The 26,422-nt window shown below is 57.8% G+C and carries 25 protein-coding genes, 4 pseudogenes and 1 riboswitch; of the genes and pseudogenes, 15 read left to right on the forward strand and 14 right to left on the reverse strand.

The window, feature by feature from the left end:
• Both PVZ77_RS23635 and PVZ77_RS23640 read left to right on the forward strand, forming a co-directional pair.
• The coding region (locus tag PVZ77_RS23635; protein ID WP_273806375.1) for a DUF2170 family protein at positions 1-509 on the forward strand (509 nt) is incomplete at its 5' end.
• A complete protein-coding gene (locus PVZ77_RS23640; protein WP_273808292.1) occupies positions 506-1,204 on the forward strand; it encodes a PspA/IM30 family protein in 699 nt (232 codons plus the stop codon). The genes PVZ77_RS23635 and PVZ77_RS23640, both read left to right, overlap by 4 nt.
• Before the next feature lie 142 nt (positions 1,205-1,346).
• Here the strand turns inward: PVZ77_RS23640 and PVZ77_RS23645 are convergent, their stop codons facing one another.
• Together PVZ77_RS23645 and PVZ77_RS23650 are read right to left on the reverse strand one after the other, a co-directional pair.
• A complete protein-coding gene (locus tag PVZ77_RS23645) occupies positions 1,347-1,877 on the reverse strand; it encodes a glyoxalase superfamily protein (protein ID WP_273808293.1) in 531 nt (176 codons plus the stop codon).
• Between the two features lie 105 nt (positions 1,878-1,982).
• Entirely contained in the window at positions 1,983-2,156 is a 174-nt protein-coding gene (locus PVZ77_RS23650; protein WP_273808294.1) for a hypothetical protein, read from the reverse strand.
• 31 nt (positions 2,157-2,187) lie between these two features.
• On the opposite strand from PVZ77_RS23650, the gene PVZ77_RS23655 reads away from it, so the two are divergent.
• From PVZ77_RS23655 to PVZ77_RS26255, 3 genes and pseudogenes are all read left to right on the forward strand, one after another.
• Positions 2,188-2,808, forward strand: coding sequence for a tyrosine-type recombinase/integrase (locus PVZ77_RS23655; RefSeq protein ID WP_273808295.1), 621 nt, complete (start codon positions 2,188-2,190; stop codon positions 2,806-2,808).
• Positions 2,809-3,157: 349 nt separating this feature from the next.
• A pseudogene (locus tag PVZ77_RS26250) lies at positions 3,158-3,844 on the forward strand (PAS domain-containing protein); the annotation flags it as partial.
• Between the two features lie 102 nt (positions 3,845-3,946).
• Positions 3,947-4,384, forward strand: a pseudogene (locus PVZ77_RS26255) (methyl-accepting chemotaxis protein); the annotation flags it as partial.
• A gap of 1,127 nt (positions 4,385-5,511) precedes the next feature.
• Here the strand turns inward: PVZ77_RS26255 and PVZ77_RS23670 are convergent.
• Complete coding sequence (locus PVZ77_RS23670) at positions 5,512-5,688, reverse strand: hypothetical protein (protein WP_273808297.1); 177 nt, start codon at positions 5,686-5,688, stop codon at positions 5,512-5,514.
• A gap of 127 nt (positions 5,689-5,815) precedes the next feature.
• A complete protein-coding gene (locus PVZ77_RS23675) occupies positions 5,816-6,145 on the reverse strand; it encodes a hypothetical protein (RefSeq protein WP_273808298.1) in 330 nt (109 codons plus the stop codon).
• A gap of 1,014 nt (positions 6,146-7,159) precedes the next feature.
• Between PVZ77_RS23675 and PVZ77_RS23680 the strand changes: the two genes are divergently transcribed.
• Positions 7,160-8,764, forward strand: coding sequence for a sensor domain-containing diguanylate cyclase (locus tag PVZ77_RS23680; RefSeq protein WP_273808300.1), 1,605 nt, complete (start codon positions 7,160-7,162; stop codon positions 8,762-8,764).
• A gap of 528 nt (positions 8,765-9,292) precedes the next feature.
• On the opposite strand, the gene crcB is transcribed toward PVZ77_RS23680, so the two are convergent.
• Positions 9,293-9,670, reverse strand: coding sequence for a fluoride efflux transporter CrcB (gene crcB / locus PVZ77_RS23685; RefSeq protein ID WP_273808301.1), 378 nt, complete (start codon positions 9,668-9,670; stop codon positions 9,293-9,295).
• Between the two features lie 62 nt (positions 9,671-9,732).
• Positions 9,733-9,792: riboswitch (Fluoride riboswitch) on the reverse strand.
• An 85-nt stretch (positions 9,793-9,877) separates the two neighbouring features.
• Positions 9,878-10,816 carry a LysR family transcriptional regulator gene (locus tag PVZ77_RS23690; RefSeq protein WP_273808303.1) on the reverse strand — a complete coding sequence of 313 codons (939 nt, stop codon included), beginning with the start codon at positions 10,814-10,816 and terminating at the stop codon, positions 9,878-9,880.
• Positions 10,817-10,994: 178 nt separating this feature from the next.
• Here PVZ77_RS23690 and choX point away from each other — a divergent pair, with 178 nt between their 5' ends.
• From choX to PVZ77_RS23735, 9 genes and pseudogenes are all read left to right on the forward strand, one after another.
• Positions 10,995-11,936: a choline ABC transporter substrate-binding protein gene (choX, locus tag PVZ77_RS23695; protein WP_273808304.1), complete on the forward strand. Its 942-nt coding sequence runs from the start codon at positions 10,995-10,997 to the stop codon at positions 11,934-11,936.
• Positions 11,937-12,043: 107 nt separating this feature from the next.
• Positions 12,044-13,171 carry a TauD/TfdA family dioxygenase gene (locus tag PVZ77_RS23700; protein ID WP_273808305.1) on the forward strand — a complete coding sequence of 376 codons (1,128 nt, stop codon included), beginning with the start codon at positions 12,044-12,046 and terminating at the stop codon, positions 13,169-13,171.
• A 1-nt stretch (position 13,172) separates the two neighbouring features.
• Entirely contained in the window at positions 13,173-13,757 is a 585-nt protein-coding gene (locus PVZ77_RS23705; protein WP_273808306.1) for an HD domain-containing protein, read from the forward strand.
• 274 nt (positions 13,758-14,031) lie between these two features.
• The gene (locus PVZ77_RS23710) at positions 14,032-14,370 is read left to right on the forward strand and encodes a hypothetical protein (RefSeq protein ID WP_273808307.1); all 339 of its coding nucleotides are present in this window, start codon (positions 14,032-14,034) and stop codon (positions 14,368-14,370) included.
• Between the two features lie 112 nt (positions 14,371-14,482).
• Positions 14,483-15,718 (forward strand): hypothetical protein, encoded by a 1,236-nt coding sequence (locus PVZ77_RS23715; RefSeq protein WP_273808308.1) that lies wholly within the window; start codon positions 14,483-14,485, stop codon positions 15,716-15,718.
• 327 nt (positions 15,719-16,045) lie between these two features.
• Positions 16,046-16,627, forward strand: a complete 582-nt coding sequence (locus PVZ77_RS23720; protein ID WP_273808309.1) for a hypothetical protein — start codon at positions 16,046-16,048, stop codon at positions 16,625-16,627.
• A gap of 291 nt (positions 16,628-16,918) precedes the next feature.
• A pseudogene (locus tag PVZ77_RS23725) lies at positions 16,919-17,119 on the forward strand (DNA cytosine methyltransferase); the annotation flags it as partial.
• A 636-nt stretch (positions 17,120-17,755) separates the two neighbouring features.
• Positions 17,756-18,700: a signal peptide peptidase SppA gene (gene sppA, locus PVZ77_RS23730; protein WP_273808310.1), complete on the forward strand. Its 945-nt coding sequence runs from the start codon at positions 17,756-17,758 to the stop codon at positions 18,698-18,700.
• A 5-nt stretch (positions 18,701-18,705) separates the two neighbouring features.
• Positions 18,706-19,293, forward strand: a complete 588-nt coding sequence (locus PVZ77_RS23735; protein WP_273808311.1) for an HNH endonuclease — start codon at positions 18,706-18,708, stop codon at positions 19,291-19,293.
• A gap of 105 nt (positions 19,294-19,398) precedes the next feature.
• Here the strand turns inward: PVZ77_RS23735 and PVZ77_RS23740 are convergent, their stop codons facing one another.
• From PVZ77_RS23740 to PVZ77_RS23770, 8 genes and pseudogenes are all read right to left on the reverse strand, one after another.
• Entirely contained in the window at positions 19,399-19,707 is a 309-nt protein-coding gene (locus PVZ77_RS23740) for a hypothetical protein (RefSeq protein WP_273808312.1), read from the reverse strand.
• Positions 19,708-20,025: 318 nt separating this feature from the next.
• Positions 20,026-20,232: a hypothetical protein gene (locus PVZ77_RS23745; protein ID WP_273808314.1), complete on the reverse strand. Its 207-nt coding sequence runs from the start codon at positions 20,230-20,232 to the stop codon at positions 20,026-20,028.
• Positions 20,233-20,282: 50 nt separating this feature from the next.
• Positions 20,283-20,798 carry a hypothetical protein gene (locus tag PVZ77_RS23750; protein ID WP_273808315.1) on the reverse strand — a complete coding sequence of 172 codons (516 nt, stop codon included), beginning with the start codon at positions 20,796-20,798 and terminating at the stop codon, positions 20,283-20,285.
• A 368-nt stretch (positions 20,799-21,166) separates the two neighbouring features.
• Positions 21,167-21,343 (reverse strand): hypothetical protein, encoded by a 177-nt coding sequence (locus tag PVZ77_RS23755; protein WP_273808316.1) that lies wholly within the window; start codon positions 21,341-21,343, stop codon positions 21,167-21,169.
• Positions 21,344-21,530: 187 nt separating this feature from the next.
• Positions 21,531-22,595 carry a hypothetical protein gene (locus PVZ77_RS23760; protein ID WP_273848068.1) on the reverse strand — a complete coding sequence of 355 codons (1,065 nt, stop codon included), beginning with the start codon at positions 22,593-22,595 and terminating at the stop codon, positions 21,531-21,533.
• Between the two features lie 561 nt (positions 22,596-23,156).
• Entirely contained in the window at positions 23,157-24,221 is a 1,065-nt protein-coding gene (locus tag PVZ77_RS26260; RefSeq protein WP_443218131.1) for a methyl-accepting chemotaxis protein, read from the reverse strand.
• 60 nt (positions 24,222-24,281) lie between these two features.
• A pseudogene (locus tag PVZ77_RS26265) lies at positions 24,282-24,803 on the reverse strand (MCP four helix bundle domain-containing protein); the annotation flags it as partial.
• 132 nt (positions 24,804-24,935) lie between these two features.
• Positions 24,936-26,165: an MFS transporter gene (locus PVZ77_RS23770; protein ID WP_273808492.1), complete on the reverse strand. Its 1,230-nt coding sequence runs from the start codon at positions 26,163-26,165 to the stop codon at positions 24,936-24,938.
• Between the last annotated feature and the right edge of the window lie 257 nt (positions 26,166-26,422).

A 26,422-nucleotide genomic window follows, 5' to 3' on the forward strand; every position in this document is an offset into this window, starting at 1 on the left:
CGGGAGGCGGCAAGCTTGGCTCTGGCAGCGCCACGCTGCAAATTGCCACCGCCAAGGAGCGATGCATGCCCTCACCGAACTGGACCCCCTCCACGCTTTACGCCGCGCTGGCATCTGGCGTTTCTGTCAGCAGCTTCGCCTTCGACGTCGCCCTTCTGGACCAGCAAGACGCGATTCGCGTCGTATTGCCGGCGATGGGCGACCTCGAGATCTACATCGCTGTCGTCAACGACGTAGTCGTGGTCGACTCGGCCCTCGTGCCTGCTGAGGCGGTCAGCGACGCCCGGGCCTTCAATGCTGCGGTCCTTTCATCCCGCAGCCTATTCCCGCTTTCCGCTATCGGCCTCGAGACCGACGCTGATGGCGCTGGCCATTACGTCATGTATGGCTCGCTGCATGCCGGCTCCGACCTGGCCACCGTACTGACCGAAATCTTCACGCTGGCAACCAACGTGCAAACCGCGGCCGCGACCTTCCAATCTTTCTTCAAGCAGCAGGACTCCCTATGACCAGCCCCTCCATCCTCTCCAAACTCGTCACGCTGTTCCGCGGTAAGGTCACCGAGGCCGGTACCGCGGTGATCGACGCCAACGCGACCACCATCATCGACCAGGAAATCCGCGATGCTCGGGCAGCGATCGATCAAGGCAAGCGCGAGCTGGCCATCCTCATGGGCCAGCAGACCCTCGTGCAGCGCGAAATCGAGCAGCTGGAGGCGTCTATCCAGCAAGACGAGAAAGCGGCCCGCGCCGCCCTTGAGAAAGGCGCGCAGGACCTGGCAGAAGAGGTAGCACGCCGGATCGCACGCACCGAGACCGCCCTCGAGGCGAAGCGCAGCATGGCTGCGGACTATGCCCGCACCATCGCCTCCATCAAAGGCAGCCTTGATACCTCGGCCGGCACCATCCAGCAGCTGGAGCAGCGTATCCAGGTTGCGAAGGCGCACCAAGTCACCCACAGCGCCCGGGCGAACGCCTCCCTGGCCAGCGGACAGGCAAATGGCCGGATGAAGACCGCGGTTGACTCTCTCGCACGGATGGAGCAGCGCCTGCAGCAGCAAACGGCGACTCAGGACGCTGCCGAGCAGCTGGCCAAGGAGGCGTCGGGTGCTGATCTCGACGAGCGCCTGAAGAATGCCGGCATCACACCCGGCAAGCAGAGTGCAGCCGCCGTGCTGGAACGACTGAAGCAGCCGTCCGCCTGACTTCAGCTGTCCCGACGCGGGATCAGGTATCCGGGGCGGGTACTTCTGCCTCAGGTACCTGACACACCAAATCCCTTAATGTTTGACTGGTGTCGGCGTTCGACCCAAAGCGGACTAGGTTTCCCCAGCCCGCAAACTAGGATTAGCTTTGGCAGAACCGGATTCGATTGCCGAATGGGTCATAGACTTCCAGTACTTGCCCCCAGCCTTGCTGAACGATATCTGGCCGTCCGTATCCATAGCGTTTGCCCAGCAATTCTTCACGCAGCAGCGCGATATTTTTCATTGGGACAAAGACGGTCGAACCCGGGCTAGCGTCGCCATGGTGTTCGGAAAGATGTAGTTGTAGGCCGTTTCGGCTGATTCCCAGGTATAGCGGCAAATCTGCTTCGAATCGATGCTCAAATTCGACGCTGAACCCTAGAAAGTCAAGGTAGAACTCGCGTGCCTTGGCTTCGTCGAAAATCCGCAATATCGGTATGGCTTTGTCGAAGGTTATGTCGAGTTGGACCGGTTCATGGGGTAGCATCGCAAATGCGGTGTTCCAGTCCTTGAAACCCAATTGATGTGCTATCAGTTCAAGCGCCGTTGATTGAGACGTCTCTTGATTGCGGGCCTCAAGCGAGGCACGCAGCCTCTTGGCCATTTGCTTGGCTTGTTCGATTGAAAACATCGTTACTCCTGTAGCCGAGGAATTCTGGTGCTCGCGTTGCCAAACCTCGACTCTCAAGAGTTGCGACAAGATTTTGGGGAGAAGAAATGCTTTCACCTTTCCTTTTCAGGAGCGAGCGGCGGGCAGCATCAGCCCGCTCTGATCATACACAGCGGCTCCCGCCAGCGAAAGTTCTCCCGGTTGCGTGTCTTCGATACGGATCATGAGTCTGCTTTTGGCCTTTTCCGGCTCAGCGGCCGGCTGACGGGTCGGATAGCTCCGTCCCATGGTCAGGCCCATGCTTGTACTCCCTCACTGAGGAGAACAAGCCATGAAAGCGATAGCAGTCGTTAGCCACGAGCCTTGGAACAAGGGAAAGCTCGTTGGTCAGAAAGCCCCGCTCCGGATTAGGGATATCTGGGCTATCCGCGTCAGACTCCAGCTTGCGGAGAAAACCAGGGACTTGGCTCTTTTTGACCTGGCAATCGATAGCAAGCTGCGCGCCTGCGACCTCACCAGGCTGCGGGTGCGGGATATAGCCCACGGGGAGCACGTCTCGCCGAGAGCTATCGTGATGCAGCTAAAAACTCATCGTCCGGTGCAGTTTGAGATCACAGAGCAGACACGCTCAGCGGTGGAGGCTTGGATACGCCATGCCAAGCTTCGAAGCGACAACTTCCTGTTCCCAAGTAGGCTTGCCCACTCCGAGCATATTTCCACCCGACAGTACGCACGGATCGTCAAAGCCTGGGTGACAGCGATTGGTTTGGACCCCGCCTTGTACGGAACCCATACCCTGCGGCGAACCAAGGCGTCGCTGATCTACCGTAGGACAAAGAACCTCAGGGCCGTACAGCTCCTAATGGGCCGTACGGAGCTGGAAAGCACTGTCAGGTACCTTGGCATCGAGGTAGACGACGCTCTGGAGATGGCCGAGCAGACAGAGGTTTAGCCGGATGGCTTGGCGACGGCTGCGGTGCCGTCGCTATCCGACCCAAAGCTGCCGTTGGCGGTAGGCTAGACCGGCCAGTAGCCGCCCCTGTCGGTTGGCTTACCGCTAGACAGCGACCAAAAGGTCCCGACTCCTACCCCCTTCAATTCAGGCAAATTCCTGATCACTATGGGCGTCTATCTGAAACACGTAGAAAAGCCTCAAGTAATCACATGGAGTGGCGATAGCTTTGAAACCCCAATCGCCTAGGCAGCCCTCAATGTTCAACAAGAAGCTTAAGCAGCGCGTCGTCGAACTCGAAAATCAGCTATCAATGATGTCCGCCTTGCGGACGAGCCTAGACGGCCACATGATTGGTATCGAACTGTCTCCTGATGGAAAAATCACCTCTGTTAACACCAACTTCGAGACTGAAGTCCGGTTTAACCGAACTCAAGTAATTGGAAAAAAAATAATCGACCTGATCCCTGTCCACGTAAAAAATCAAGAGATGAGTCGCCTCTTTATTCAGGCCATTTCAAAAGGCGAACACTATAGTGGTGCTCTAAGATTATCAAATAATTTGGGCGGCGAAGTTTGGCTTAGAGGTATACTACAGCCACTCTGCCACCGAAGCGGAAAAGTCGACCACTTCGCGCTTTACTGCAACAACCTAACACGCACCATAGAAACTTCCCGTGAGCATGATAGCTTGCTTAAGGCGCTTCGCCGTTCAACTGCAATGATTGAGTTCGACTTGAACGGGTTGGTGCTTGACGCTAACGATCAGTTTTTGCATGCCATGGGCTATAACCTTGACCAGATTAAGGGCAAGCATCACGAAATCTTCTGCGATCACACGGGCGCCACCAAAAAACAATACGAAGAATTTTGGGAGCGTCTTCGCCGCGGAGAATTTATCGCAGCAAGATTTAGGCGGATAGACTCCTACGGCAGAACGGTATGGTTGGAAGCCTCCTACAACCCTGTCATCGATGCACACGGTAAGATGTACAAGGTCGTGAAATTCGCAACGGTTATCACCGAGCAAGTCAACCGCGAGCAAGAAATAGCGACCGCCGCAAGTGTTGCCTATGATACGTCAAAACAAACTGATATCAGTGCGAAGCAGGGAACCAAGGTCGCAGAGGAAACGGTCCAAGTGATGAATCGTTTGGTCGATCAAATGCAATCAGCCGTAAAAGGCATTGAAGCGCTAGATCATCAATCGCAAGTCATTGGCAGCATAATCAAAACCATTAGCGGCATTGCAGAACAAACAAATTTGCTAGCGTTAAACGCGGCTATTGAAGCTGCTCGAGCAGGCGAGCAAGGACGCGGCTTTGCGGTCGTTGCCGATGAAGTGAGGCAGCTCGCTTCGCATACAAGTCGTGCGACTCAGGAAATAGTTGGCGTAGTGAAGACCAACCAAGAGCTCGCTAGCGATGCGGTAACGCTCATTGAGCAGGGTCGCCATCAGGCTGAGCATGGTTTAGCACTCGCCGACCAGGCAGGAAAAGTCATTGTTGAGATTCGAGATGGGGCACAGAAGGTTGTAGGTGCAGTCGAGCAGTTTGCCACCCAACTGTCAGCATAGCGCGATCACCGCATAAGCAGGTGAACGACTAGCTATCCCTGTCAAAGCCTCGGCAGAACTGTCACCTCCAAAAGTTGCTCCGGCCGGAGCGACGGTCACCTACTGTTAGACAAACACCTCAGCAAGCAGGGCGTTGCCTCCGATCAGTTCGATAAATATTAAAAGTGGACGAGTTTAATGCCCGCTGACCTAGCGAGCGCTTCAAATGTGAGATCCGGGTCAGAGGGCTTATGCCCGATCAGCAATCGCTCTGCGAAGCAGATCTCTGCATTAGGCATCGCTCCGTGATAGCCGGTCAGCCATCATGATCAAACACTCGAGCTCGCACTTCGTGTAAGCGATCTCGAACACTCGCGATCCATTCATAGCCTGTCGGTCAGTGATGCACCTAATATAATGATGCCATGGTGATACTACTTGGCTCGAACAAAAAGAGTGGACGGGACGGCTTTAGAACCTCTCGTCGGTATTCATAAGTCACACAATAGTCTATGGATTTAATCGAATTCTAGAAAAATGCGGTTCTTCGCCCTGCGATAGACCAGTGATGCCTTCGTACGTCTCAATGTGAGTGCCTTATATGGCTGGATCAAGTCCCACTGCTTTCAACCAGCCGTTGACGATGCGACCGTATTGAAGAGTGGATAGATGGTCTCAAGTAGGCAGCCGGCTAGGAAAAGGCAGTCCTCGGTGCGTAGCTGGGTCCGATGTATCCAAGCTGCGAGAGCAGGCCGTATTTGCTCAGTGGTCTCAAACTGGACAGGCCGCTACGTTTTCTGCTAAGCCACCATGGCTTATGACAATACGTGCTCACCATGAGCAATATCGCGCACGCGGAGCTTGGTTGAGCCGCAGGTTCGAAGCTTATAGTCGATGTCGAGATTGAAGAGACCCAGGTCTCGGGTTCTTTCCGCAATTTGTAGCCTTACTCGAATGGCCCAGATGTCACTCAATCGGAGCGTGGATTCTGCCCGACCAATTTCTTTGGTTCCACGGCTGACGGCTGCTGGTAGCAGTGATGGGCATGATAATTACTCCACGTATGGAAGGACGAGGATGGCTAATCGGAGCAGCGGTTACTGAGCGGCCAATTGCAGCCATTCAGGTCAATCTCGCCCTTGGACGAATCAACCGATACCGTGAGGCTTCTTAGGTCCGGCTTCGAAGTGCGGGACGCGATGCGGCTCGAAACGATTGAAGAGCCCGGCCACCGGCGCAGAGGGATGGCCCACCACCCATTCGCGCAGCTCTTCGAGGTCGTCCGGACCGGGTTGGCGCGCGTGGTAGTCGGTTGAAATCCGCACGAATTGCTTAACTACAGCCTCGTCATCAAACGACACCAAGGCGTGCGGGTTGATTGGCGTGAGCTGATCGTCGAAATCTACCCGACATGTGGCCAGATGTCCTGTTTGGAATCCTCCGGCGCGCCGCTCAGGCCGGCGTTTCCCAGGCGGTGACATTGATCCAGGGCACAGGATGGACGTGAAAGCCCACGCAGCGGTGCGCATTATCGGCGCCGGCCGGGTGCGAGTAGTACCAGTCATCCCAGGCCTTATTGTTGGCAGCGACTGCCTCTGGGGTGCCAGGCGACCACTGAGCCTGTTTCGGTCGGTTGGCATGATAGTCCCTAGCCGCCGCGCAGATGCGCTCGGCGTCGTGTTTGTGCTCGAACAGCCCCAGCAGCTCGTCGCTGTGGTCCAGGTCCGCCACCAAGACATAGCTGTAGCGGACGCGGGAGCCGCTTGCCGAATCTTGTGTCATCGTTTTTATCCCTCCGTACGTCTTCGCCGACCCCCCTTCCGGTGCGCTTCTAACCCAGACGGAATCGCGACAGATGTGTGCGCGCATGCCGGGGTTCCTCAGCGGACATAATTTTGCTCGGATCGTATCTGAACGTTGGTCGCAGTTGCCCGTTGTCATCACTTCCGGGTGTACCGGCGAACGTACGTCCACGCTGCCTCAAAACTCGCAGTATCTCGCGAAGCCGTGAGGCGTTGATCAATTTTTCCAGGTTGTCGGCCTCTACCTCAACGCTCGACCCACTTACTAGACTGGCTGAATTCACGACGGTTGGTCCCCTTTTATTAGCTGATCCTCAAGCGCTGGCTCACTTCTGATCGAGCATTCAAGCCTGCGCTTTCCGCGAAAGGAAATGCCATGAACCGGGTCTAGCAACGTCTCAACTTGGCATTGCTAGCAGTGCATCAATCCCACGCTCGGTCAGAGACCGTAGCCAAATCCTAGACCGTGCACCCAGCTCCCGTGTATCCAGCTGCGCATTCATTTATCGGTGACCGGTGCAGGGTTGTCACTACCTGCAGCTGACCCGCCGCTTCGTCCCCTCTCAGTAATAGTAAACGACAGCGGTGAGACTAACCCCAGCATGCAATGGCTCACGCAAAGCACACCTACCCCGGCAGGCGCAGCAAAGGTCCAAAAATAGCTTGCAACGCTACGCTCGCCGGGGTAGTGCTAGCTTCATGGCATCAATAGGACGGGCTCGACTTCAGGCCAGCCCCCCGATTTAATTTGGCTATCACGATTGAATCCCGCCGTATTGGTACACCACGCTTACAGCACGACAAGATTGGTCCTGTCCGGCATCTTGATCTCGGTCTCCAGCACTCTCGAACGCCATAAGAGTAAGGGCTTCCACTCAAAATTGCCCGCGCCATCCGGAATCTCATCATTACAACCACGTACCCAACGTGGAACTCGGAGTAAACGGCACGAAACCTGCTTCTAACAATCTACCGCCAAATTGATGACTTCCTTATGAAGCCTCTACACCTCATGTCAAAGAGGCTTGCCCCCTCAATGCTCACAAACGCTTTGATCGGCTTTATCGTCCTAGTCGCTTTATCGCTGATCCTGGCTACTGGTTGGCAGATGAATCAGTCCAAGCGCGAGCGCTTTGCAACCACCAAAATTGCCGTTTCCAACATCGTTCGAGCTACCGACCAACTAGCCCAGGATACCGTACGGCAAGCTGACAATACGCTTCGCGACCTGGTTGAGCGAGTGGAGCATGATGGTCTAGCGCCGGATCAACACACTCGCCTTTCGAGCTTGATGGCTCAAAAGGTGAAAAACATAGAAGGAATTCAGGGGCTTTTTCTCTTCGATGCCCAAGGCAACTGGATTGCGAATTCGTTTTCTAAAGGTGTTATTACAAAAAACAATGCTGATCGCGACTATTTCAGTTATCACCGTGACAATCCTGATGAAGCAATTCATGTGAGTTCAATTGTGGAAAGTCGCACTACAGGAGAGCTTGTCATACCAATAAGCCGGCGCATAAACGCCCCTGATGGCTCGTTTGCTGGAGTGGCTTTAGCCACGGTGCCTGTTGCCTATTTCCAGACGTTTTTTGAGCGCATGGACGTGGACGAAAAAGGTGTGATTTTTCTTGCCATGAACAATGGCAATTTATTGGCCCGAAGACCGACGCTGACTACGCTTAGAACTACCAATGTAGCCAGGGGCGATATATTTATGCGCTACCTACCACGGAGCGATAATGGTACTGCCGTAGTCACATCTGTAGTGGATAATGTTGAAAGAATATATGCATATCAGCGGGTATCCGGCTTACCTTTAGTTGCTGCTGCTGGTGTGTCCTGCGAGCATGTATTTGCTCCTTGGTGGGCCTATGCATATAGGTCCTTAGGCCTTGTGGGTATCATGATTTTGGCCTTGGCTACACTGGGGGCTTTATTGTATTGGCAGGTCCAAAAATTGATCCTTGCCGAAAGCGCTCTTAATACTACCAGAAATGAGCTTGAGATCATTGCTCTGACTGACAGTCTGACCCACCTAGCAAATCGACGTTGCTTTGATGCCGCTCTTAAGAAGGAGTGGAGCCGGGCCAATAGAAATAGCTCCAGCATCGCAATAATCTTGCTTGATATTGACTGGTTTAAGCAGTACAACGACAGATATGGACACATTCAAGGTGACATCTGTCTTAAACAGGTGTCAGAGATCATTCGCAGCTCCATAAATCGTCCTGGAGACCTTGCGGCGCGCTATGGCGGTGAAGAATTTGTGATTCTACTACCTGAGACGTCTTTGGCGGGTGCACTAGCAGTTGCAGAGAAAGTGCGCTGCTGTGTCGAAAATGCACTTATTGCGCATGTTGGCAGCCCAATAGGCCATATTACTGTGAGTGCCGGAGTGGCGGTAACTGATTCACCTAACAGGGACGGCTATTTAGCTGCATTGCAAGAGTCCGACAAACTTCTGTATTCCGCCAAAACTAAAGGCCGTAACAACGTTGAGGGTCGATCAGCGAAAAACAAAATAGGAGTAGATCAAACACCATCATTTGAACACTCTTCACAAGGCAGCAGAAGCGGCCACTTCACTTCACTTGACTGACTATCCTGCCTACCGCGACGGAATGTTCTATTAAGCCAGAGCCAGTTTGTGCCTAGCCAACTCAATTTGTACCTAACAAGCGCAAGCCCGAGCGAAAACCGTTTGGGTTATCAGGCTCATCTGAAGCAGGCTGATGACTTGTCGACCTTCCGCTGCCAGTATGCTAGCGATCAGCTCCATCGCCGGCAGGATCTGCGTCTGCCGGTGCTGATCTAGACCGAAGGGGGCTTACTGACCTGCTGCAGATTCATAGTAGCGTGGTGCTTGAACATTGAGATCGCCCCCTGTTAGGTAGATCTCACCGAAGCCCAGGTGATAGTGTCGGTTTCCGAAATTAAAGCTGCCTTTGCCGTGGGACAGGTAGCGGCCAGAAGCGTACGTCGACAAGGGATCGCTACCTACCCAAATCTAAAGATCAGGTGCAGCAGGAACAGCAGCAGAAAATCTAGATTCGCCAGGATAGGGATGCCCAATGGGCGAATCCCACAGCCAAAAAGGCCCGTAACAGACGGGCCTTTTTGTTGCGGTCTACGTGAGCTTTGTAGCCACGTAATAGCCGGCGAAGCTCATCGTCAATGAGCCCAGCACGTGTGTCGTTATGGTGACCGCAGCCCATCCTAAGCGTTCTTGCTGGAGCATGATCATCACTTCGGCAGAAAATGCTGAAAAGGTCGTCAGCCCACCGCAGAAACCCGTAGTGATCAGCAACTTCCAGGCTGGGTCGAGATTCGGAAAGCGGACAAAGAACGCTATCGCCATTCCGATTATGAATCCGCCGATCAAGTTGACCAGCAGAGTGCCTAGCGGCAGGTTCGGAAGCAGGTGGTTGAGCTTCATCGACAAGACCCACCGACCAACACAGCCGAGAGATCCGCCGATAATGACGGCAAGCAAAGAAATGTACATGGAGGCTTTCCAGAAGAGAGGGTTAATACTGGAAAGCGCGCAATAGCCTACGGCCCTTTCCAGGGTACGTAGGCATCATCAGCCGGAGGCGGTTAAGGAGGAATGCCATCTCCTGAGCCAAATCTTAGTCGAAAACACATGCTAGATACAGCATCGTCTATGTCCGCTTCTGGCCGATAGCGGTCATTGATAAATCAACGTTGAGTCTCAGCGGTTCGATTTACGCTCACATTGAAGGTCCGCCATGGATGACCTAAACCATTCGATGATTGGCATGACGACCGAGTTGTTACGGTGTCGTGTTCGCAAGAGGTATCCGTGGTCCTCGCGCATTACGGTCGGTCCCAACGGTACAAGAAGACCGTCGAGTATCGCTTGCTTAGCTAAAACTCCCCATGCCAGAGCTAGGCCCTGGCCTTGAATTGCGGCATTCAACAGCAATGGGTAATTGTTGTAAGTGAAGCTACTTTGACCATTCATTGATCCAAACCCCGCAAGAAGGGACCACCTTGTCCAGTCCAGCCATCGTGGATTGCGTTCGTCCATGTGCAGCAAAGCGACAGATCGTAAATCGCGCTCCGTGACATCAGATCCCAAATTGTGTTTTTGTGCGAAACCGGGGCTACACACAGGAAAGACACTTTCTGGGGCCAGCATTATCTCGCCCACGAGGGCTGAATTTCGCCGATCGAAACTGACGGAAAGGTCTACTTCGTAAAGATTGGAATTGTCTAACGCGTCGACAGGAAGAACCTGAAAGCGTAGGCCAGGGAATTCGTTATGCAATACATGCAATCGCGGAAGTAACCAAAGGTGCGAGAAGCCGAAGTTAGCGGCGATAGTAATCAAAGGAACATTGTGGGTGAGACTGGCGCGAACACGATCTACTGCCGAATGCAGATTTGATAGCAATGGGGAGATGTCGTCATGAAATCGCTTACCGCTCTGCGTGGGCTGCACCCGATTGCCTGATCGATCAAGTAACGCGCCGCCCACCACTTCCTCCAGACTTCTGATTTGTTGGGAAATGGCAGGCTGGGTCGTGCCTGTCTCTTTTGCCGCAGCAGTCATGGAGCCAAGTCTCACTGCGGCTTCAAATGCTATGAGAGCCTTCAGTGCCGGAAGGCTACGATGGTTATCTTCCATAAGATTTTTGCATGGATCCTATAAGGGTTAGTAGGTCCCCCCCGCTGCCATCTGCTGGTTAGAGTGGGGCCGGAACCGACGGCTATAACAAAAACTGCTCGGTCATCCTCACACACAATTTCGCTTGCTGCCAATCTCAGATAACACCGCCGATTAATCGGGTATGCGGAGATTTTTCATGCGCAAAGCGTTGCTGTACGTGGTTTTTACCGGGCTGGCTTTTTCTTCGATTAATGCTTTCGCCGCTGATCCGGCTCAGTGCAAAGCGATCCGCCTGGCGGATCTCGGCTGGGCGGATAACGCTGCCAACAATGGCATCACCATGGCGGTTGCTGAATCTTTGGGCTACTCCGTGAGCAAAACGATGGTCGCGGTACCAATTGCACTTAGTTCAATTCAGGGCGGCAAACTCGATGCGTTTCTAGATTACTGGTCTCCTTCGTTGGATCCCACCGTCATGCCATTGGTCATCGAAGGCAGGCTGCTCAAGCATGAGCCGCCGAACATGACGGGTGCGAAATACACGCTGGCAGTACCAACCTATCTTGCGGAGCAGGGGCTGCATTCGTTCAAGGATCTTGCAAAGTTTAAGGAGCAACTCGGCGGCAAAATCTACGGTATTGAACCGGGGAGCGGGGGCAACTCAGCGCTCAAGAAAATGATCGAGAACAACCTATACGGCCTAGGCGATTTCACGCTGGTCGAGTCCAGTGAAGCGGCAATGCGCATGGAAGTCTCGCGAGCTATAACGCGCAAGAAACCCATCGTTTTCCTAGGCTGGGCTCCACATCCTATGAACCTTGATTTCAAAATGACCTACCTGTCCGGCGGCGATGAGGTATTTGGTCCAGATTACGGTGCTGCGAAGGTCTACACCGTAACGTCACCGGACTACGCGACACGCTGCCCGAATGCAGCAAAGCTGATTGGCAACATGCGCTTCGACACCGATATGGAGAGCGAAATTATGGTGGGTGTACTGGCTAAAAAAGACCCACTTGTTCTGGCCAAGGCATGGATCAAGAACAATCCACAATGGCTCACCAAGTGGCTGGAGGGCGTGACGACTTATGAGGGTAAAGACGCCGCAAGCGCTTCTCGTGCGTACTTCGGACTTTGACCGAAGTCATTAGAAAACTGCATGGCGGGTATGCGCGGGTTACAGTATTTATCCGCCTCGTTTTTTTACAAGAATGAACCGCACCCTCAATCTCTAGGATTTGCAACATGCACGCCTCCGAATTGAACATTCAACGGACACCGCCGGCCGTCAAGCTGCTCACTGGGCAAGGCGAATACAATGTGCCTGCGCTTTGGCTGCGGGAAAAAACTCAGGACCCAGACTCCACTGATCCCATCACTCAGCAACGCCTGTTTGATTCTCACCTCATCGATGCTGACATTCGTCTGATCGATGTACAGATGAAGTCTTCGTCGCAAGTGCATCTGTCCTTCAGCGACGGCCACCGCGCGACTTACTCCACAGACACGCTCTTGGCGGAGCTTGTCGACGCCGATCATGCTCCTTCTGCTGTTGCTTGGGGAAACAATCTCGATCAGGAGCTGGTGCGGCATGACTGGCGCGCGCTGAGCCATGACACTGCATTCGAGGCTGCACTTACGGCGTACCTCAAGTACGGCTATATCGTGCTCACCCATGTTCCGAATACGCCGGAGCAGGTGCTGGCGGTGGGCAGCAAATTCGGCTACGTAAAGGAGACCAACTTTGGCCAGTACTTCGAGGTTTACTCGAAACCTCAGGCCAACGATCTAGCCTATCGCAGCGTCCGGCTGGGTCCGCATACGGATAATCCCTACCGCGATCCTGTGCCTGGTATTCAACTGCTCCACTGCCTGGTCAACGAAACCACTGGAGGTCTGTCTACCTTGGTGGATAGCGTCAGGGTGGTCGACACGTTGATGCAGGAAGATCTGCCAGGTTACCTCCTGCTTAAGAACACGCCGGTCCGTTTCCGGTTCGTTGACAAAGGCGTGGAGCTGACTACCCGACGACCCATGATAAAAACGGACGAGTCGGGTCATACTCTCGGCGTGCATTACAGCCCACGGCTGGATAGCTTACCGTTGCTCAATGCCAGTGACATGAGGGCTTTTCACCTGGCACGAAAGCGTTTGGCTGAGCTTTTCAACCATCCCGATTACGAAGTGAAATTCCGCCTGCAAGCGGGAGAGTTGATGCTGTTCGATAACAGCCGGGTGCTCCATGGGCGCACCAGTTACGACCCGACCGAGGGGCATCGCCATCTGCAAGGCTGCTATATCGATCTTGATGGACCGCGTGAGCGCTTGAGCGAGATCAATAAGCGGAATCGTAGGCCCGAGGAGGCCGCCTGATATGGACCAGGTCGAATTCATACGTATGAAAGATGGAACGCTTGAGGAGTATCATTTCCTTGAGCATCTTGAGAGTGAATTTAACAAAGGATTACCGGAGCGTATTCTGAATGCGCTGCGAGGGCTTGCCTCGACTTTGACGGGATACAAGGTCAACCGTCTCGAACATTCGCTGCAAACTGCCGCGCGGGCCGAAGCTGATGGTGCCGATGAGGAAATGATTGTCGGTGCACTGATTCATGATATCGGTGATGACCTGGCTCCTTACAACCACTCTCAATTTGCGGCCTCAATCATTCGGCCCTACGTGCGCGGGGAGGTTGCCTGGGTACTTCATCATCATGGGCTGTTCCAGAATTTCTATTACGCTCACCACTTTGGTAGAGATCGCAACGAACGAGACCGTTACAAGGACCACCCTTGTTACTCGCTCTGTGTGGATTTCTGTGAGCGATGGGATCAGGCTTCCTTCGATCCCGAATATCCAACCCCGGGTTTAGAGCACTTCGCGCCTATGGTGCGACGTATTTTCAGTCGCAAAGCATTTGATCCGGCAGTGATTGGTATGGAGTACTCTCTGGCCTGATTCAAGTTAATGCCTCAGCACATGCCTGCCTGTGATGTGTCTGACGCAACACAGGCCAAAGGCTGGTACCAGAATGACTGCTGGCTTGTCATGAGCATCATCGCTATCCGCAGCCCTCAGCCCTGGAACAAAGGAAAATGGTTCGGACAGAAACCCCTGCTGCAACTGAGAGATATCCGTGCTATCCCAGTAAGGCACTATGCATAGCGGCGGTCGAAATCAGACCGTCGCTAACCGACCCATTGCGGACATTGCGCATAGAGGGTACGCCGAGGTGCACGCGAAGCTTCAGCGTGTACCTGTTAGCTGCCCTTCGCCAACGGCAGCTCTGGGCGATCCTGCAGCCATTGCCTCCACGGTGCAATTCACCGCGTTCAATGCCAGCGTCGTGCAGCTGGGCATGAGCGCCGCTCGTGTGGAATTGCCGCTGGGTGCGCTGCTGAAGGAGATCGAACTCGTTGGTTCCTTTCGCTTCGTCGACAAATTCACCACGGCGGTTATTTGGCTGGAAAGTGGCAGACTCAGCTCGATGCGAAGCAGTCTGAGGGCTAAGAGCACGATCACTCTTCCGGCAACGACCTTTAGCTCCGCCGAATGTGGCATGGTTCACTGACGAACTATGAAAATGCAGGCACTGTCCAGTCTCTGTTCGTTTGTCCAAGTCGTTTGCTCTTGGGAGCAAGTTCAGCGAGCACTCAACCTGACCTTCATCAAGGACGAGCGCCATGACTGCCAAGCAACCCCTGCTAGACGATGACCAATCCCTTCCCTTCGCCAAAGCAGCGCAGACCGCCGAACCCGCCACACCAGCCGGTACCTTCGACGGCGTCAGCTACTACGCGTTCCAGAACCAGCCCAGGCTTACCCTCGACATCAATGCCGCCGCGACCAAGGTCGGTTTCGCCAAGACCTTCGACGCCAGCGGCCCACACTACGCGGCTGGCTCCGCGCTGAACGAGCTGACGCTCGTCGGTCACTACCAGCAGCAACGCACTTTCCTAGATGGCCATACCCGGGGTACCACTCCGGGGGACGGCTCTCTGGATTCGAGCATTACCAAGCTGACCGTCAGCCTCACCGATGTGCCAAGCAACGATTTCCATCTGTGGTCCAAGATCGACCTGACCCACTTCGACGGGCTGCAGACGTTCGACGGCTCCCAGTCCACCGTCGGCCTGTTCATCGACCTGACCAATGCCTACAGAAGTGATGGCCCTGACGTTCATAGCGAGAGTGCCTTTCTCAAGACGGTAACGACCGGTAGCGCGGGCGATTTTCTCTATGTCGGCACTATCGCCGCACCGGAGTTGGATAGCGTCGCCGCGCTCGCCAATTCTCGGGTAAAGCCGTTGACGGTAGACACAGGTGCAGGTCGTGACAATATCTCGGCGTACATCCAGCAGGCCGATATGGTCATCAACGCCGGCGCGGATGGAGACACCATCGACCTGTTCGTCGAAAAAGGCGTCGCGGCGCACAATGCCACCGTACGAGGCAACTACGGTCACGGCGCTACCATCACCCTAGGTGAAGGCCAGGATTATCTGATCGTCTACACGCTCGGTGGTGGCACGCTGGCCAACTTTGATGGCAGTAGCAGCGCTGCCGCCAATCGATCCCTGGCGGCCAACCACATCACGGTCACCGACTACAAGGCCAGTGAAGACCAGCTCATCTTCGGTTCTTCGATCCAGAAACCCGAGGCGGTCACCACGGTGGCCGATGCTGCCCTCAAGGGCGCCACTAGTCTGTACGGCGCGCTGCAACAGGTTGCGCAATCCATGGCCTACAACGAGCATGCCGCCGTCTTTCACTATGGATCGGACACCTATGTCCTGCACAACGTGGGCGATACTCACCAGATCGACACTGCCGATTCGCTCATTCAACTGGTGGGTACCCAGGATCTGCAGGACGTGGCCGGGACGGTATCCGCCGGGCAGCGCGGAATAGGCAGCTAGGGCCAAGTGCCCGTTCGCCGGAGCCCTAGCTGTCCGCAAGGTAGGGTTGCTACAGCGTTTGCTCGCCCGATATGGCTGCTCTCGACAAGCGCTAGTTTGCGATTTGGGAGCTGGCCAGTTCACGTCTTGGTTCGAAGTTTTCGGCCTCGCAGCGTCGGACGCTCGATGTTGCCGTCACCCGTGGTGCTGAAGTGGAACCCAATGACGCCCTAGCTGACTTGGTGAACGCCAAAAAGAAAAAAGCGCCAACAAGCGAGCGTACGCACTCCGCTTAAGCATCCCTATCAGAAAAACCGCCTTCGGTCGGTTTTCTTGTGCCTGTCTCCCATGCAAACCGCCGAATCCTGGGCGCCAGCGCCCCGGGCCGGTGATGAACAACTCCCACTGTTGATTCCGGAAATTGTTACCAAGTTTTGGAAATACAAAACCCGGATTCAGCCAATGACAGCAAACGGCCAGCTGGTGACTTACGATGAGCACTTCGAGCCCTGCTACCCGCAGATAGCTGCAGAGCAGCAGGATGTAGCCGACGACGAGTTGATAGGTCACCACAGCATCTTCAACGAGACCCATGCCTTGGCCGTCGAGCCCGAAACGGTGACCGACGACCAGCACACTCTCTATCCAGGAAATGGGCAGGTCCGCGCAGTTGTCTATGCCGTCCGTGCGAATGAGAACGGCAAGGAGCTTCACCTGGGCGACACTGAAACTCTTGCTCGGGCCCAAGGCCTGCTCAAGCGGATCCAGTTCGAAACCGGCTTCTACAGTCGAGCCTTCGAGATCACCTCTTCCCATCTGCCCGATGACGAGTGGGATGAGCTGCAGGACCTGGTGCAGCACGCCGATACCCAACGGCTGATGTTCGAGTGCTTCACCCTGAGGGCGCCTATTCGGCTGCTGAGAGGGTGACGGTACTGGTGCGGCCGATCAACGACGCCCCGACCGCCACGACACCGCTGCAGATCAAGACGGTGGAGTCCAGGCCTGCGACGGTCCGCGCCCGGGTGACGACGCCTTGATAATGAGGGAGCGAAAGGTTCTTTCCCTGGCCCGCATCTTCTGAGGGCCTACCAGCCTGAGGCAGCCAGTAGCCACGTCGCGGGCCAGCTGGCGAAGGCTCGCGAACTCGCGTTTTCAGAGGTGCCTGGAGGATGGGCTCAGTGAGGCGGCTGGCGCCTCGACGCACTGAGGCCCCTCCCCATGACCGCATTCCCCCGCAAGCAACCACCTGTCGACTTCAAGACTCAGTACAACCTGAGCTTCACCGCTCAGGAAGATGAGATCGTTGTCGACTTCTTCTGTGGCGGCGGCGGCGCCGTTACTGGGCTTGAGATGGGTCTGGGCCGTCCGGTCGCTGTGGCGAAGAACCACTCTGCGAAAGCCATCAGCATGCACACCGCCATCACTCGCGCCAAGGTAAATGGAAGGCTGCCAAAGAATACGATCAGCTCGATAAAGAGTAGGTAGTCGCCGACCTGGCTGCTATGGCTCACCGGCGCTGCCACCGGCCCCGGTGCTTTGAAAGAAGTGGTGTCCCAGGTCTCAACCAAGCCCAGCGCGTTACGAACGGCCGCCGGCGCCAGAGACACTTTTGGATCGACATCCAACCGCAGCATCTGGATGCCGCGCATCTCGTCCCAACTCAATCCGTACCCTTCTGCAGCAAGCTGCTTTAGGGCGCTGATCAGCGCGGTATAGGTCGCCTTGCCATGCCACAACCCATCGCGGTGGTCGATCCAGATGCTCCTGGCACCTTGCGCCTGGGCGCATGCCAAACGAGCCTTGATGACCTTGAGATAAATGGCCGGATCGACTGGCAGGGTGCGACCGCCCCTGTGCTCAAGCGCGTATTTCATGGCTAGAATCCCGACTGGAAGAAGGGATCAGTATCAGCGCGCGACCACTCTCTGGGCTGGTGATTCACGCCTTTCCTGGGCGGGAACCGGGCCGGTACACGCCCTTTAGAGGGGCAAACTCGTGACTTTTTCGGCGTTGCTCTCGCGACACTGGCGGTCTGATACCCGCCACGAGGTTCCAATGTCCGAACACGACAACACGCTGCTTCCCGAACTCATCCGCGATCTCATCAAAGAGCGGCGCGCTTCCCGCCGACTGAAGCTGCTCAAGTATTCCTTTTGGGGTACCGGCCTGCTGCTGGTTGCAGGTGCGGTACTGGTAGAGCACCTGCAACTCGACGAGGCAGATGAAGCCAAGCAGATCACGGCCGTCATCCAAGTGCGGGGCGAGATCGCCGACGGCGCCGAGGCAAACGCCGCCGCGCTGAAGAAGGCCATCGGGCGCGCGTTCGATGACGAGCGCGCCAAGGCCGTGGTCCTCAAGATCAACTCGCCCGGCGGCAGCCCGGTACAGGCCGGCCAGGTGTTCGACGAGATCAAGCGCCAGCGCGGCCTGCATCCGAAGGTGCCGGTCTACGCTGTCATTGAGGACCTGGGCGCATCAGGTGCCTACTACATCGCCGCGGCCGCCGACGAGATCGTGGCCGATAAAGCCTCGCTGGTCGGCTCAATCGGCGTGACGGCGGCTTCGTTCGGCTTCGTCGACCTGATGAACCGTGTCGGGGTGGAACGCCGGGCCTACACCTCCGGCGCGCACAAGGCGTTCCTGGATCCGTTCCAGCCGAAGAATCCCGAGGAGACCGTCTTCTGGAACGACGTGCTCAAGCAGACACACCAGCAGTTCATCCAGTCGGTGAAGACCGCCCGCGGCGATCGCCTGAAGGATGCCGATCATCCGGAGCTGTTCTCCGGCCTGATTTGGACCGGCGAGCAGGCCAAGCAGCTGGGTCTGATCGATAAGCTGGGGGATGTCGACTATGTCGCCCGAGACTTGGTGGGCGCCACCAGCCAGGTCGACTTCATGGTCAAGGACAATGTCTTCGATCGCTTCGCGAAACGCCTGAGCGCCTCCGCCGCGCAGCAGCTATCAATGGCGCTGGGCTTCAGTGGCGTGTCGCTCCGATGAGTCACATGGTGAAGATGACCCCACGACTGCTTCAGGCCTCTATCGCACCAGCGCTAGCCCCGGCAAATGAAGTACGTCTGGTTCAGATATTCGATCCGATGGGCACTCAATACCCCAGCACCTCTTGGCAGCGTGCTGAAGAGCTGGTGCTCAGCAATCGAGCCGAATGGATGCCAGGTCGGGGCAAAGGCGAGCTCTCCGCACTCCAACTGACCTACGTACCGTTCATGATCGTTGCGCAGGTCGATCCTAACCAGGACCAGCTGGGAGAGACGAAGTCGGCGAGGGCCCGTCGACATAACGTAGCAACACTGCGTAAACGCGATGGGGATCTGTGCTTCTACTGCCTGAATGAGATTACGCGCGAGGAAATGACGCGCGAGCATTTGCTCGCTTCACATACGGGCGGATCTGACCGCAATGAAAATCTTGTGCTCGCCCATGCGCGGTGCAACGAGGCGGTCGGGCATCTCAGCATTGCGGAGAAAGTCCGCGCACGAGAACGTAACCTCACTCGCATCCTGCTCACTGCCGGCCCCGACATTACCCAGCGACTTCTGCAGCAGTTGAAGATCATGCCGGTGGACAGCTGACGGGTAAGCGCACGGGCCTGTGCTATCGCATCGGTTATGAAATGCTGGTCTGGCGCAGGCATGCTGCGCCAGACGCAGACTTTGGCGCAGCAGGCCCCTGTAGATCTACTTCGCCTTCCTGGAGGCATGCAGCTCTGGATTAAAGGACTCCAACCCGCGCGAGCCCAAGCGTCGCATCAGCTTCGCGTGCTCCTCCTCACCGCCCTCCCGACCCAGTACCACATCGCGCCTGAAGTCATTGATGACGTCAGCGAGCTTGGCGGGATCTTCCAGGTCCGAAAGCTTCACAGCACGAGTCACCTCCGCCGCCTCATAACTCACCGTCACCACCAGCGCCCTGTCTGCCGGACGAGGTGCAGCTGTAGTGGTGTAGGGTGCTAAAGCCGTTCTGAGCCGATCGATTCCTTGTTCCATGACCTCTCCTTGCTATGGGTAACGGTTTCCAAGGTCATAGAGATTGTCGTTTTCGGATAAAGGTCCTGCTACACCGCGATAGCTGAGGTATCGAAGCTTCGAAGGCTGGCCAGGCCTTGGCAGCGTGTCTGCTGATCTGGGCCGTCCACAGACTGAGCGGCACGGAAGCCAGGGCCACGGAATGAGGCAGCCCTTCGCCAGGTCTGCTCTATGAGTGGAGCACTTCCAAGAGCTCCAGGCGATAGTGCCTGGGCGAACGTCGCTGTACGACAGGCAGAAAAAAACCACCACGAGGGCGGTTTTTTAGGCTATCCGTCTTCAGGCGCGAGCAGCGGTGCGCTCGTTCACTCTGGGGCCGATCAGCGGACCCGAAGGTTCGAAATCTGGACCGCGCCGGGTGGCCTTGATCAGCATCTGCTCATGAGAATGTCTGAGCTTGCTCATCCGCACCTTTGCCTCAGCCTTGAGCTTGGCTTTGGCCGCGTCTTTCTTGGCCTGCATGGTATTGGACTGTGCTCTGGACATAGGTCCTCCGCAAGTAGATGACACCCGTCAGGGGTGTCACCACAATAATATTATTCGACTTGCTTGACAAGCTGGCCTTTGGAGTTGTAGTCGAAGCCAAGATCGCGATAGGTGGGTATCGCCCCTGCCAGCGCTTCCGGGATGAGGATCATCGGAACCCCGATACCGGCCGCATAGGACTCAAGAACGATCAGCATCAGGGTGGCGACGTATCCCCTGAGGGGATGGTTTGTATCTGGGTGACCCTCCAGCAGCGTCCACTTGATGCGCAGCTTGCTGTGTTTGGCTGTCGCAAAACAGAGGCCGTAAAGGCGATCGTCGTACCACAGGGATAGGTCAATTGCCCTGGCATGGTTGTGCTTCTTTTCCCAGTTGAAGTCGTATCGTCGCGGCTCCCACTCTTGGAGCGCGGCTAACGCCTTCTGGTTGACCCTACCGAAACGCAACAGCGCTGGATCAAGCTTGTAATCGACGATCCAAGGCTTAGCAGCAACCGTATCGACGGCGTCCTCACGAGCGGCCTCCGCCAATGTTCGATACTTCTCCCACACGCCTAAACGCGCCACGCTTTTTTCTCGCTGCTCAAAACCATAGTGTGCCTAGCACGGCCGTTGTGGCCTAGCTTATGGGTGCTCGACATCCTGCAGGGCCCAGACCATATACCCGGCCTGCGCGCGACTTCTCGGCATTCATGCGTGCCTCGAATTTGTTGATAATGTCGTCCTCATGTTCGAAGCGCTAGCAGATACCGCCTCTAGGCTTGCGCACGGAGAGCACGAACTTGAAGCGCCGGCGCCGCTGGCCGCCGGCGTGCACGACGAGTTTCGCTGCGGGGAAAGGAATCGGAAGGTCCATGGTCTCGCACATCATGGCTTCAGTGAGCATCACTCGTATGGGAGCGTCCTGCTTGAGGCAGGACTATGCCCATTCTCCCCTAGCTCCCAAACTGAGCCGTCAGCTCGTAGGAGACAAGCCAATCGCTACCCGCCTCGCCGGCGTCGCCCACAACGCCGCTATCCAGCTGCTCCCGCAGGCGGGCTGCAAGCTCTTCGACCGAATCGCGCCCCATGTCCTCGAGCTCGTCCGTCGTTACCTCAATGCGTTCCTTCATCGGTGGTCTCCCTATAGGCCAGATGATCATCATCCTCGCATAGCTCAGTACTGGCGCGGGCCAGGTTCATGCCGATCAGGGGCGTGAACCGGCAGCTAGCTCGTTTCCGGCGCAACCTGCACGCTCGCAGGGTGCAGCCATGCCGGATTGAGACGCGACGAGCGACGCGCGCGCCTGGCGGCACGCCTCAAGGTACCCGGGAAAGGAAGACGGAACATCGGCCAGCGCATCGGCAAGCGCCAGGCAAAAATTTGCGAGCGCAAAGGGCTCGTCTATCCCCTCTCCCCCGCCGACCAGGTAGTTTGGCGAGACCTCGACGACCAAGCCCGGGATTTGAATCTGCCTCGCGCTGCAGGGTGAAGCGGCCGCCCGAAAGCTCGCGAATCAGCCGCCCCAGCGGTATCCGCGCAAAGCTGCGAGCGTCATCGAAGATACCGGCGAGCTCACGGATCCGGGCGAGGTGCGCGCGCCAGCGTCCCTCCTCCTCTGCTCGCGCTCGCGCAGCCCTCTCCAGGTACCACCGTTCGTACTCCACCACCGGTAACCCTCGGTACAACACATCCTCGAGCTTCTTTTGCTCAGGCCTATCGATCCAGCGGTCTCGGGTCTGCGACACGTAGGCAATCAGCAGGTGCGCGCAGCCATGCTGCCGCAGGCGCTCAACCTGGTGTTCAAGTGAGGCGGCCGGATCCCACATCCACGCCGGCGCAAAGCACTCGATCTGTGCCGCGAGCGCAGCGGTCGCAGCGTGCACGTCAGCCAGTACCTGGAACCAGAGCTCTGCCGTGATGGCGCCGTTCTGGTGATCGAGCGGGAGCCGAGACAGGCGGTGAGGCAGGGCCAGGGCCTGATCCACGAACCCGGGCAGCCGCCGAACGCCGAAGGTGTGGCGTTCCGCGGGGCGGTGGTGCCGCGCCCGTGCATCGGCCTGTAGCGCGCGCTGCAGGATGTCCGGCAGCCACGGCAGCGCCGCGGCCATCCGCCAACGCTCGGCAAACTGGCGGGCGCTGAACGTCCCGTTCTTGCCGTTGGGCACCACGAACCAACCATACTGGACAGCGTCAGTGATGAGCTCGACGGGCTGCAGCATGTGAAGGGGCACCGCGGCCAGCACGTCACGAACAGCGTCCGCCTGAAGAGGTGCAAGGTATCGGCGCGCCCATGGATAGGCCTCCTCGCACAAGACCGCCTGGCGGTAGTGCTCGAGGGGGAAAGACGCCCGATCCGGGGCGAGGGATTCTATGGATTTCATCTTGGCTGCCTGAAGTTGATGCAGCCAGCGTACAGAGAATCGATAAAACGCAAGTTGTCAGCTTTCGACCCAAAGCTGCCGTTGCCGTAGAGCAGGTAACGGCCAGAAGCAGTCTCCTATGCCTATCCATTTTATCTGCTCTCGCCGTACGCTTTTAACTGTACTTATGCGCAGACGGTTTGTTACGGCCAAATAGTAATGTCGCGATCCAGACGAATAGAAATGTCCCGATCACGTATCGCAGCTAGCCTACCGGCTTTGCAGCCAATGCGGAGCGATGGGGATGTTAGTCTACGAGCAGATCGCGATGAGCCTACGCGAAGTAGATTGCCTCCAGATCCATCCAGGCGGTGACCGAGTGTCTGCTTAGGCCACCAGCCCAGCGCGTGCAGCTGATTACCCGGCAGGTTTACTGCCTGGTGCAGTGTTACCAGAACGCCAGCGTTTCAGGCCTGACTTCATTTAAGCGCGGCCAGCCGAGCAATGATCGCTTGCGACCTGGCATCGAGTAGCGCGCCCCGCGCTCCGTTCTACGTTCAGCCTGAGGGCGTTGCCGGATATTTAGGCGCTGGCGGTGCGGAACAGGCTCATGCGTCGTTCCAGGTCTTCGGCCAGCTCCGCCAGCTGACGACTGGCCCCGGCGATCTGCTGCGAACCACTGGCGGTTTCCAGGGTGGCCGAGTGGATGCGATTGATGTTTTCGTTGACCTCTTCGGCCACCGCGGTCTGTTGCGCCGCGGCGGTGGCGATCTGCGCATTCATGGCATTCACCGAGTCGACGTCCGCCTGGATGGCCACCAGGGCCGCGACGGCGCGCTGGGTCAGCTCGGCGGTCTCGTGGGCCTGGTCGCGGCTCTCTTCCATCTGCGCCGCGGCGCGTCCAGCGCCCTCCTGCAAGGTGGCAATCATGCCGCGGATCTCGCGGGTCGAGGCCTGGGTGCGGGTGGCCAGGTTGCGGACCTCATCGGCTACCACGGCGAAGCCGCGGCCCTGCTCTCCGGCCCGGGCGGCCTCGATGGCGGCATTCAGCGCCAGCAAATTGGTCTGTTCGGCAATGCCGTTGATGACGGCGACGATGTTCTCGATGCTGGCGCTGTCGCTGGACACCTGCTGCACCGTGGCGCTGGCCTGCTCCAGGGCCTGCACCAGCTGGCCGATGGCCTGGCCTGAGCTGGCAACCAGCCGGTTGCCGGTGTCCACCTGGACGCTGGCATTACCGGTGGCCTGGGCGGCCTGGGCCGCGTAGCCGGCGACCTCGCCGATGGTGGCGGCCAGCTCGGTGACCGCGGCGGCCATGTGCTGGGCCTGGTTGGACTGCACGTCGGTGTGGCGCTGGTTGGTCTGGGCGGTGCTCTGCAACTGGGCGGCAGCGGCGGCGACCGAGCTGGCGGTATGGCGTACCTGGACGATGGTCTCACCCAGGTGCGCGGTGGCGCTGCCCAGGGTGCCCATCACGCTGTCCGGATGACGGGTGGCGGGGCGCTCGTCCAGCCGGCCCTCGGCCAGCCGGCGGATGGCGGCGGCTACGACATGGGGTTCGCCGCCCAGGGTCGCGCCCATCTGGCGAATGATCAGGATGGAGACGGTCACGCTCAGCAGCAGGGCGAGGGCGCAGGTCACCAGCATCAGCCAGCGGAAGCCGCCGGCGATGCCGCGGACCTCGGCCAGATGGCCACTGGCGATGGCTTCCTCGTGATCGATGAGCGCATTAATGCGCTTGAGCCACTCGACATAGGCCGGCGAGACGCGTTCCAGCAGGAATACCCGGGCGCCTTCCAGATCACCGGCCTGACGCAGTTGCAGCAGGTGCTCGGTCAGCGGCAGGGCGGTGTCTTCGATGTCCTTGATGGCCGCCAGCAGGCGCTGTTCCTCGGCGGTGGCACCCTGACTCGCGAACAACTGATCCATGGGCTCGGCGGACTGGCGATAGAAGGCCTTGAGGCGGTCGATGTCGGCCAGGCGACCGGCCAGGGGCGCGGCGTCGTGGATCAGCACCGTATCGCGAATGGCGATGGCGCGGTCGTGCACGCTGCCGCGGAAGTTGATGGCGTAGCGCTGCTTGACGCTGGCGCCCTGGCTGACGGCGGTCAGGGTGTCGTCGATGACGCCGACGCGCTGGACGCCGACGAGGGTGATCAGCAGCATCAGCACCAGGATCAGGCCGAAGCCCAGGCCCAGGCGGGCGGCCATGGAAAGAGGGGTGCGCATGGAAACCTCAGGAATCTATCGTAATGTGATATGGATCACATTTTGTGGCAAAGGTTTGCGCGATAACCCTTTTCCGGAGCGAGCGGTCATGGCCTCGGGATGAATGGCCGGGCCGGAGCGACTGGCCAGGATTCAACCGTCGCCGCGCGGCTCCGTCAGCCGGTCGCGCCTGGCCAGGCCCGGGAACAGCTTCATCCAGACCCCGGTGATCACCAGGGTGCCGACGCCGCCCAGCACCACCGCCGGCACGGTGCCGAAGAAGTGCGCGGTGACCCCCGATTCGAATTCGCCGAGCTGGTTGGAGGCGCCGATGAACAGGCCGTTGACCGCACTGACCCGGCCGCGCATGGCATCCGGGGTTTCCAGCTGAACGAAGGAGCTGCGGATCACCACGCTGACCATGTCGGCGGCGCCCAGCACCACCAGGGTGCCCAGCGAGAACCACAGCGAGGTGGATAGCCCGAAGGCGATGGTGGCCACGCCGAACAGCGCTACCGAGCCGAACATGATGCGGCCCACGTGGCGATTGAGGCTGACGTAGGCGAGCAGAAAGGACATGCCAAGGGCGCCCACCGCGGGTGCCGAGCGCAGCAGGCCGAGGCCCCAGGGTCCGGTGAGCAGGATGTCGGCGGCGAACACCGGAAGCAGGGCGGTGGCGCCGCCCAGCAGCACGGCGAACAGATCCAGGGAGATGGCGCCGAGTACGTCCGGGCGACTCCTGATGAAGCGGATGCCGGCCAGCAGGTTGTCCAGGGTCGGCTTTTCCTTCTGGCTGGGCGTCTGCCGCGCCGGCAGGCTGGAGACCAGCAGGATGGCGATGCCATAGAGCACCAGCGCCGGGCCATAGACCCAGGCGGCGCCCAGGGCATAGAGCAGCCCGCCCAGCGCCGGGGCGATGATGGTGGCGCCCTGCATGGCCGAGGCCGCCGCGGCGATGGCGCGGGGAAAGATCGAAGGCGGCACGATGTTGGGCAGCAGCGCCTGGGTAGTGGGCTGCTCGAAGGCGCGCGCGGTGCCCAGGCAGAAGGCCAGGATGAAGATCAGTTCGCGGGTCACCGCGTGATTGAGGCTGCCCACCAGCAGCACCAGGGCGATCAGCCCCTGGCCGGTCTGGCAGAGGGCAGCGACCCGGCGGCGGTCGTAGCGATCGGCGACATGCCCGGTGTGCAGCATGAACAGCACCCGTGGCAGGAATTCCACCAGCCCCACCAGGCCGAGGTCGAGCACATTGCCGGTGAGGGAATAGAGGTGCCAGCCGATGGCGACGGTGAGCATCTGGAAACTGCCGGCGGTGCAGATGCGGGCGAACCAGAAGGCGACGAAGGGACGGTGGTGACGCAGCTGCAGGGTATCGCCGGACATGGCAGGGGCTCGCGAGGGCAGAGGTGGCATCTTAAGCCACCCCGAGGCTGATCGTCATACAACTGCGGGGGTGCGACAGCCTGCCCGATGCGACATCGAACCACGTAAGCAAATGTATCGAGGAGGACTATCCTGAAGCCTGACGTTGATCCACGTCAGCTTCCGACCTGGTCCTTTGGGCTAGCGGCGGCGCCTTTTTAGCGTCCCGTTCGAACCCCAGGCGACGCCGGAGGTTCGAACCTCGGTCAGCGTCAACT

Origin of the sequence: Pseudomonas sp. SHLD1 (assembly GCF_028640935.1) — a bacterium.
GTDB lineage: Bacteria > Pseudomonadota > Gammaproteobacteria > Pseudomonadales > Pseudomonadaceae > Chryseomonas > Chryseomonas aestiva.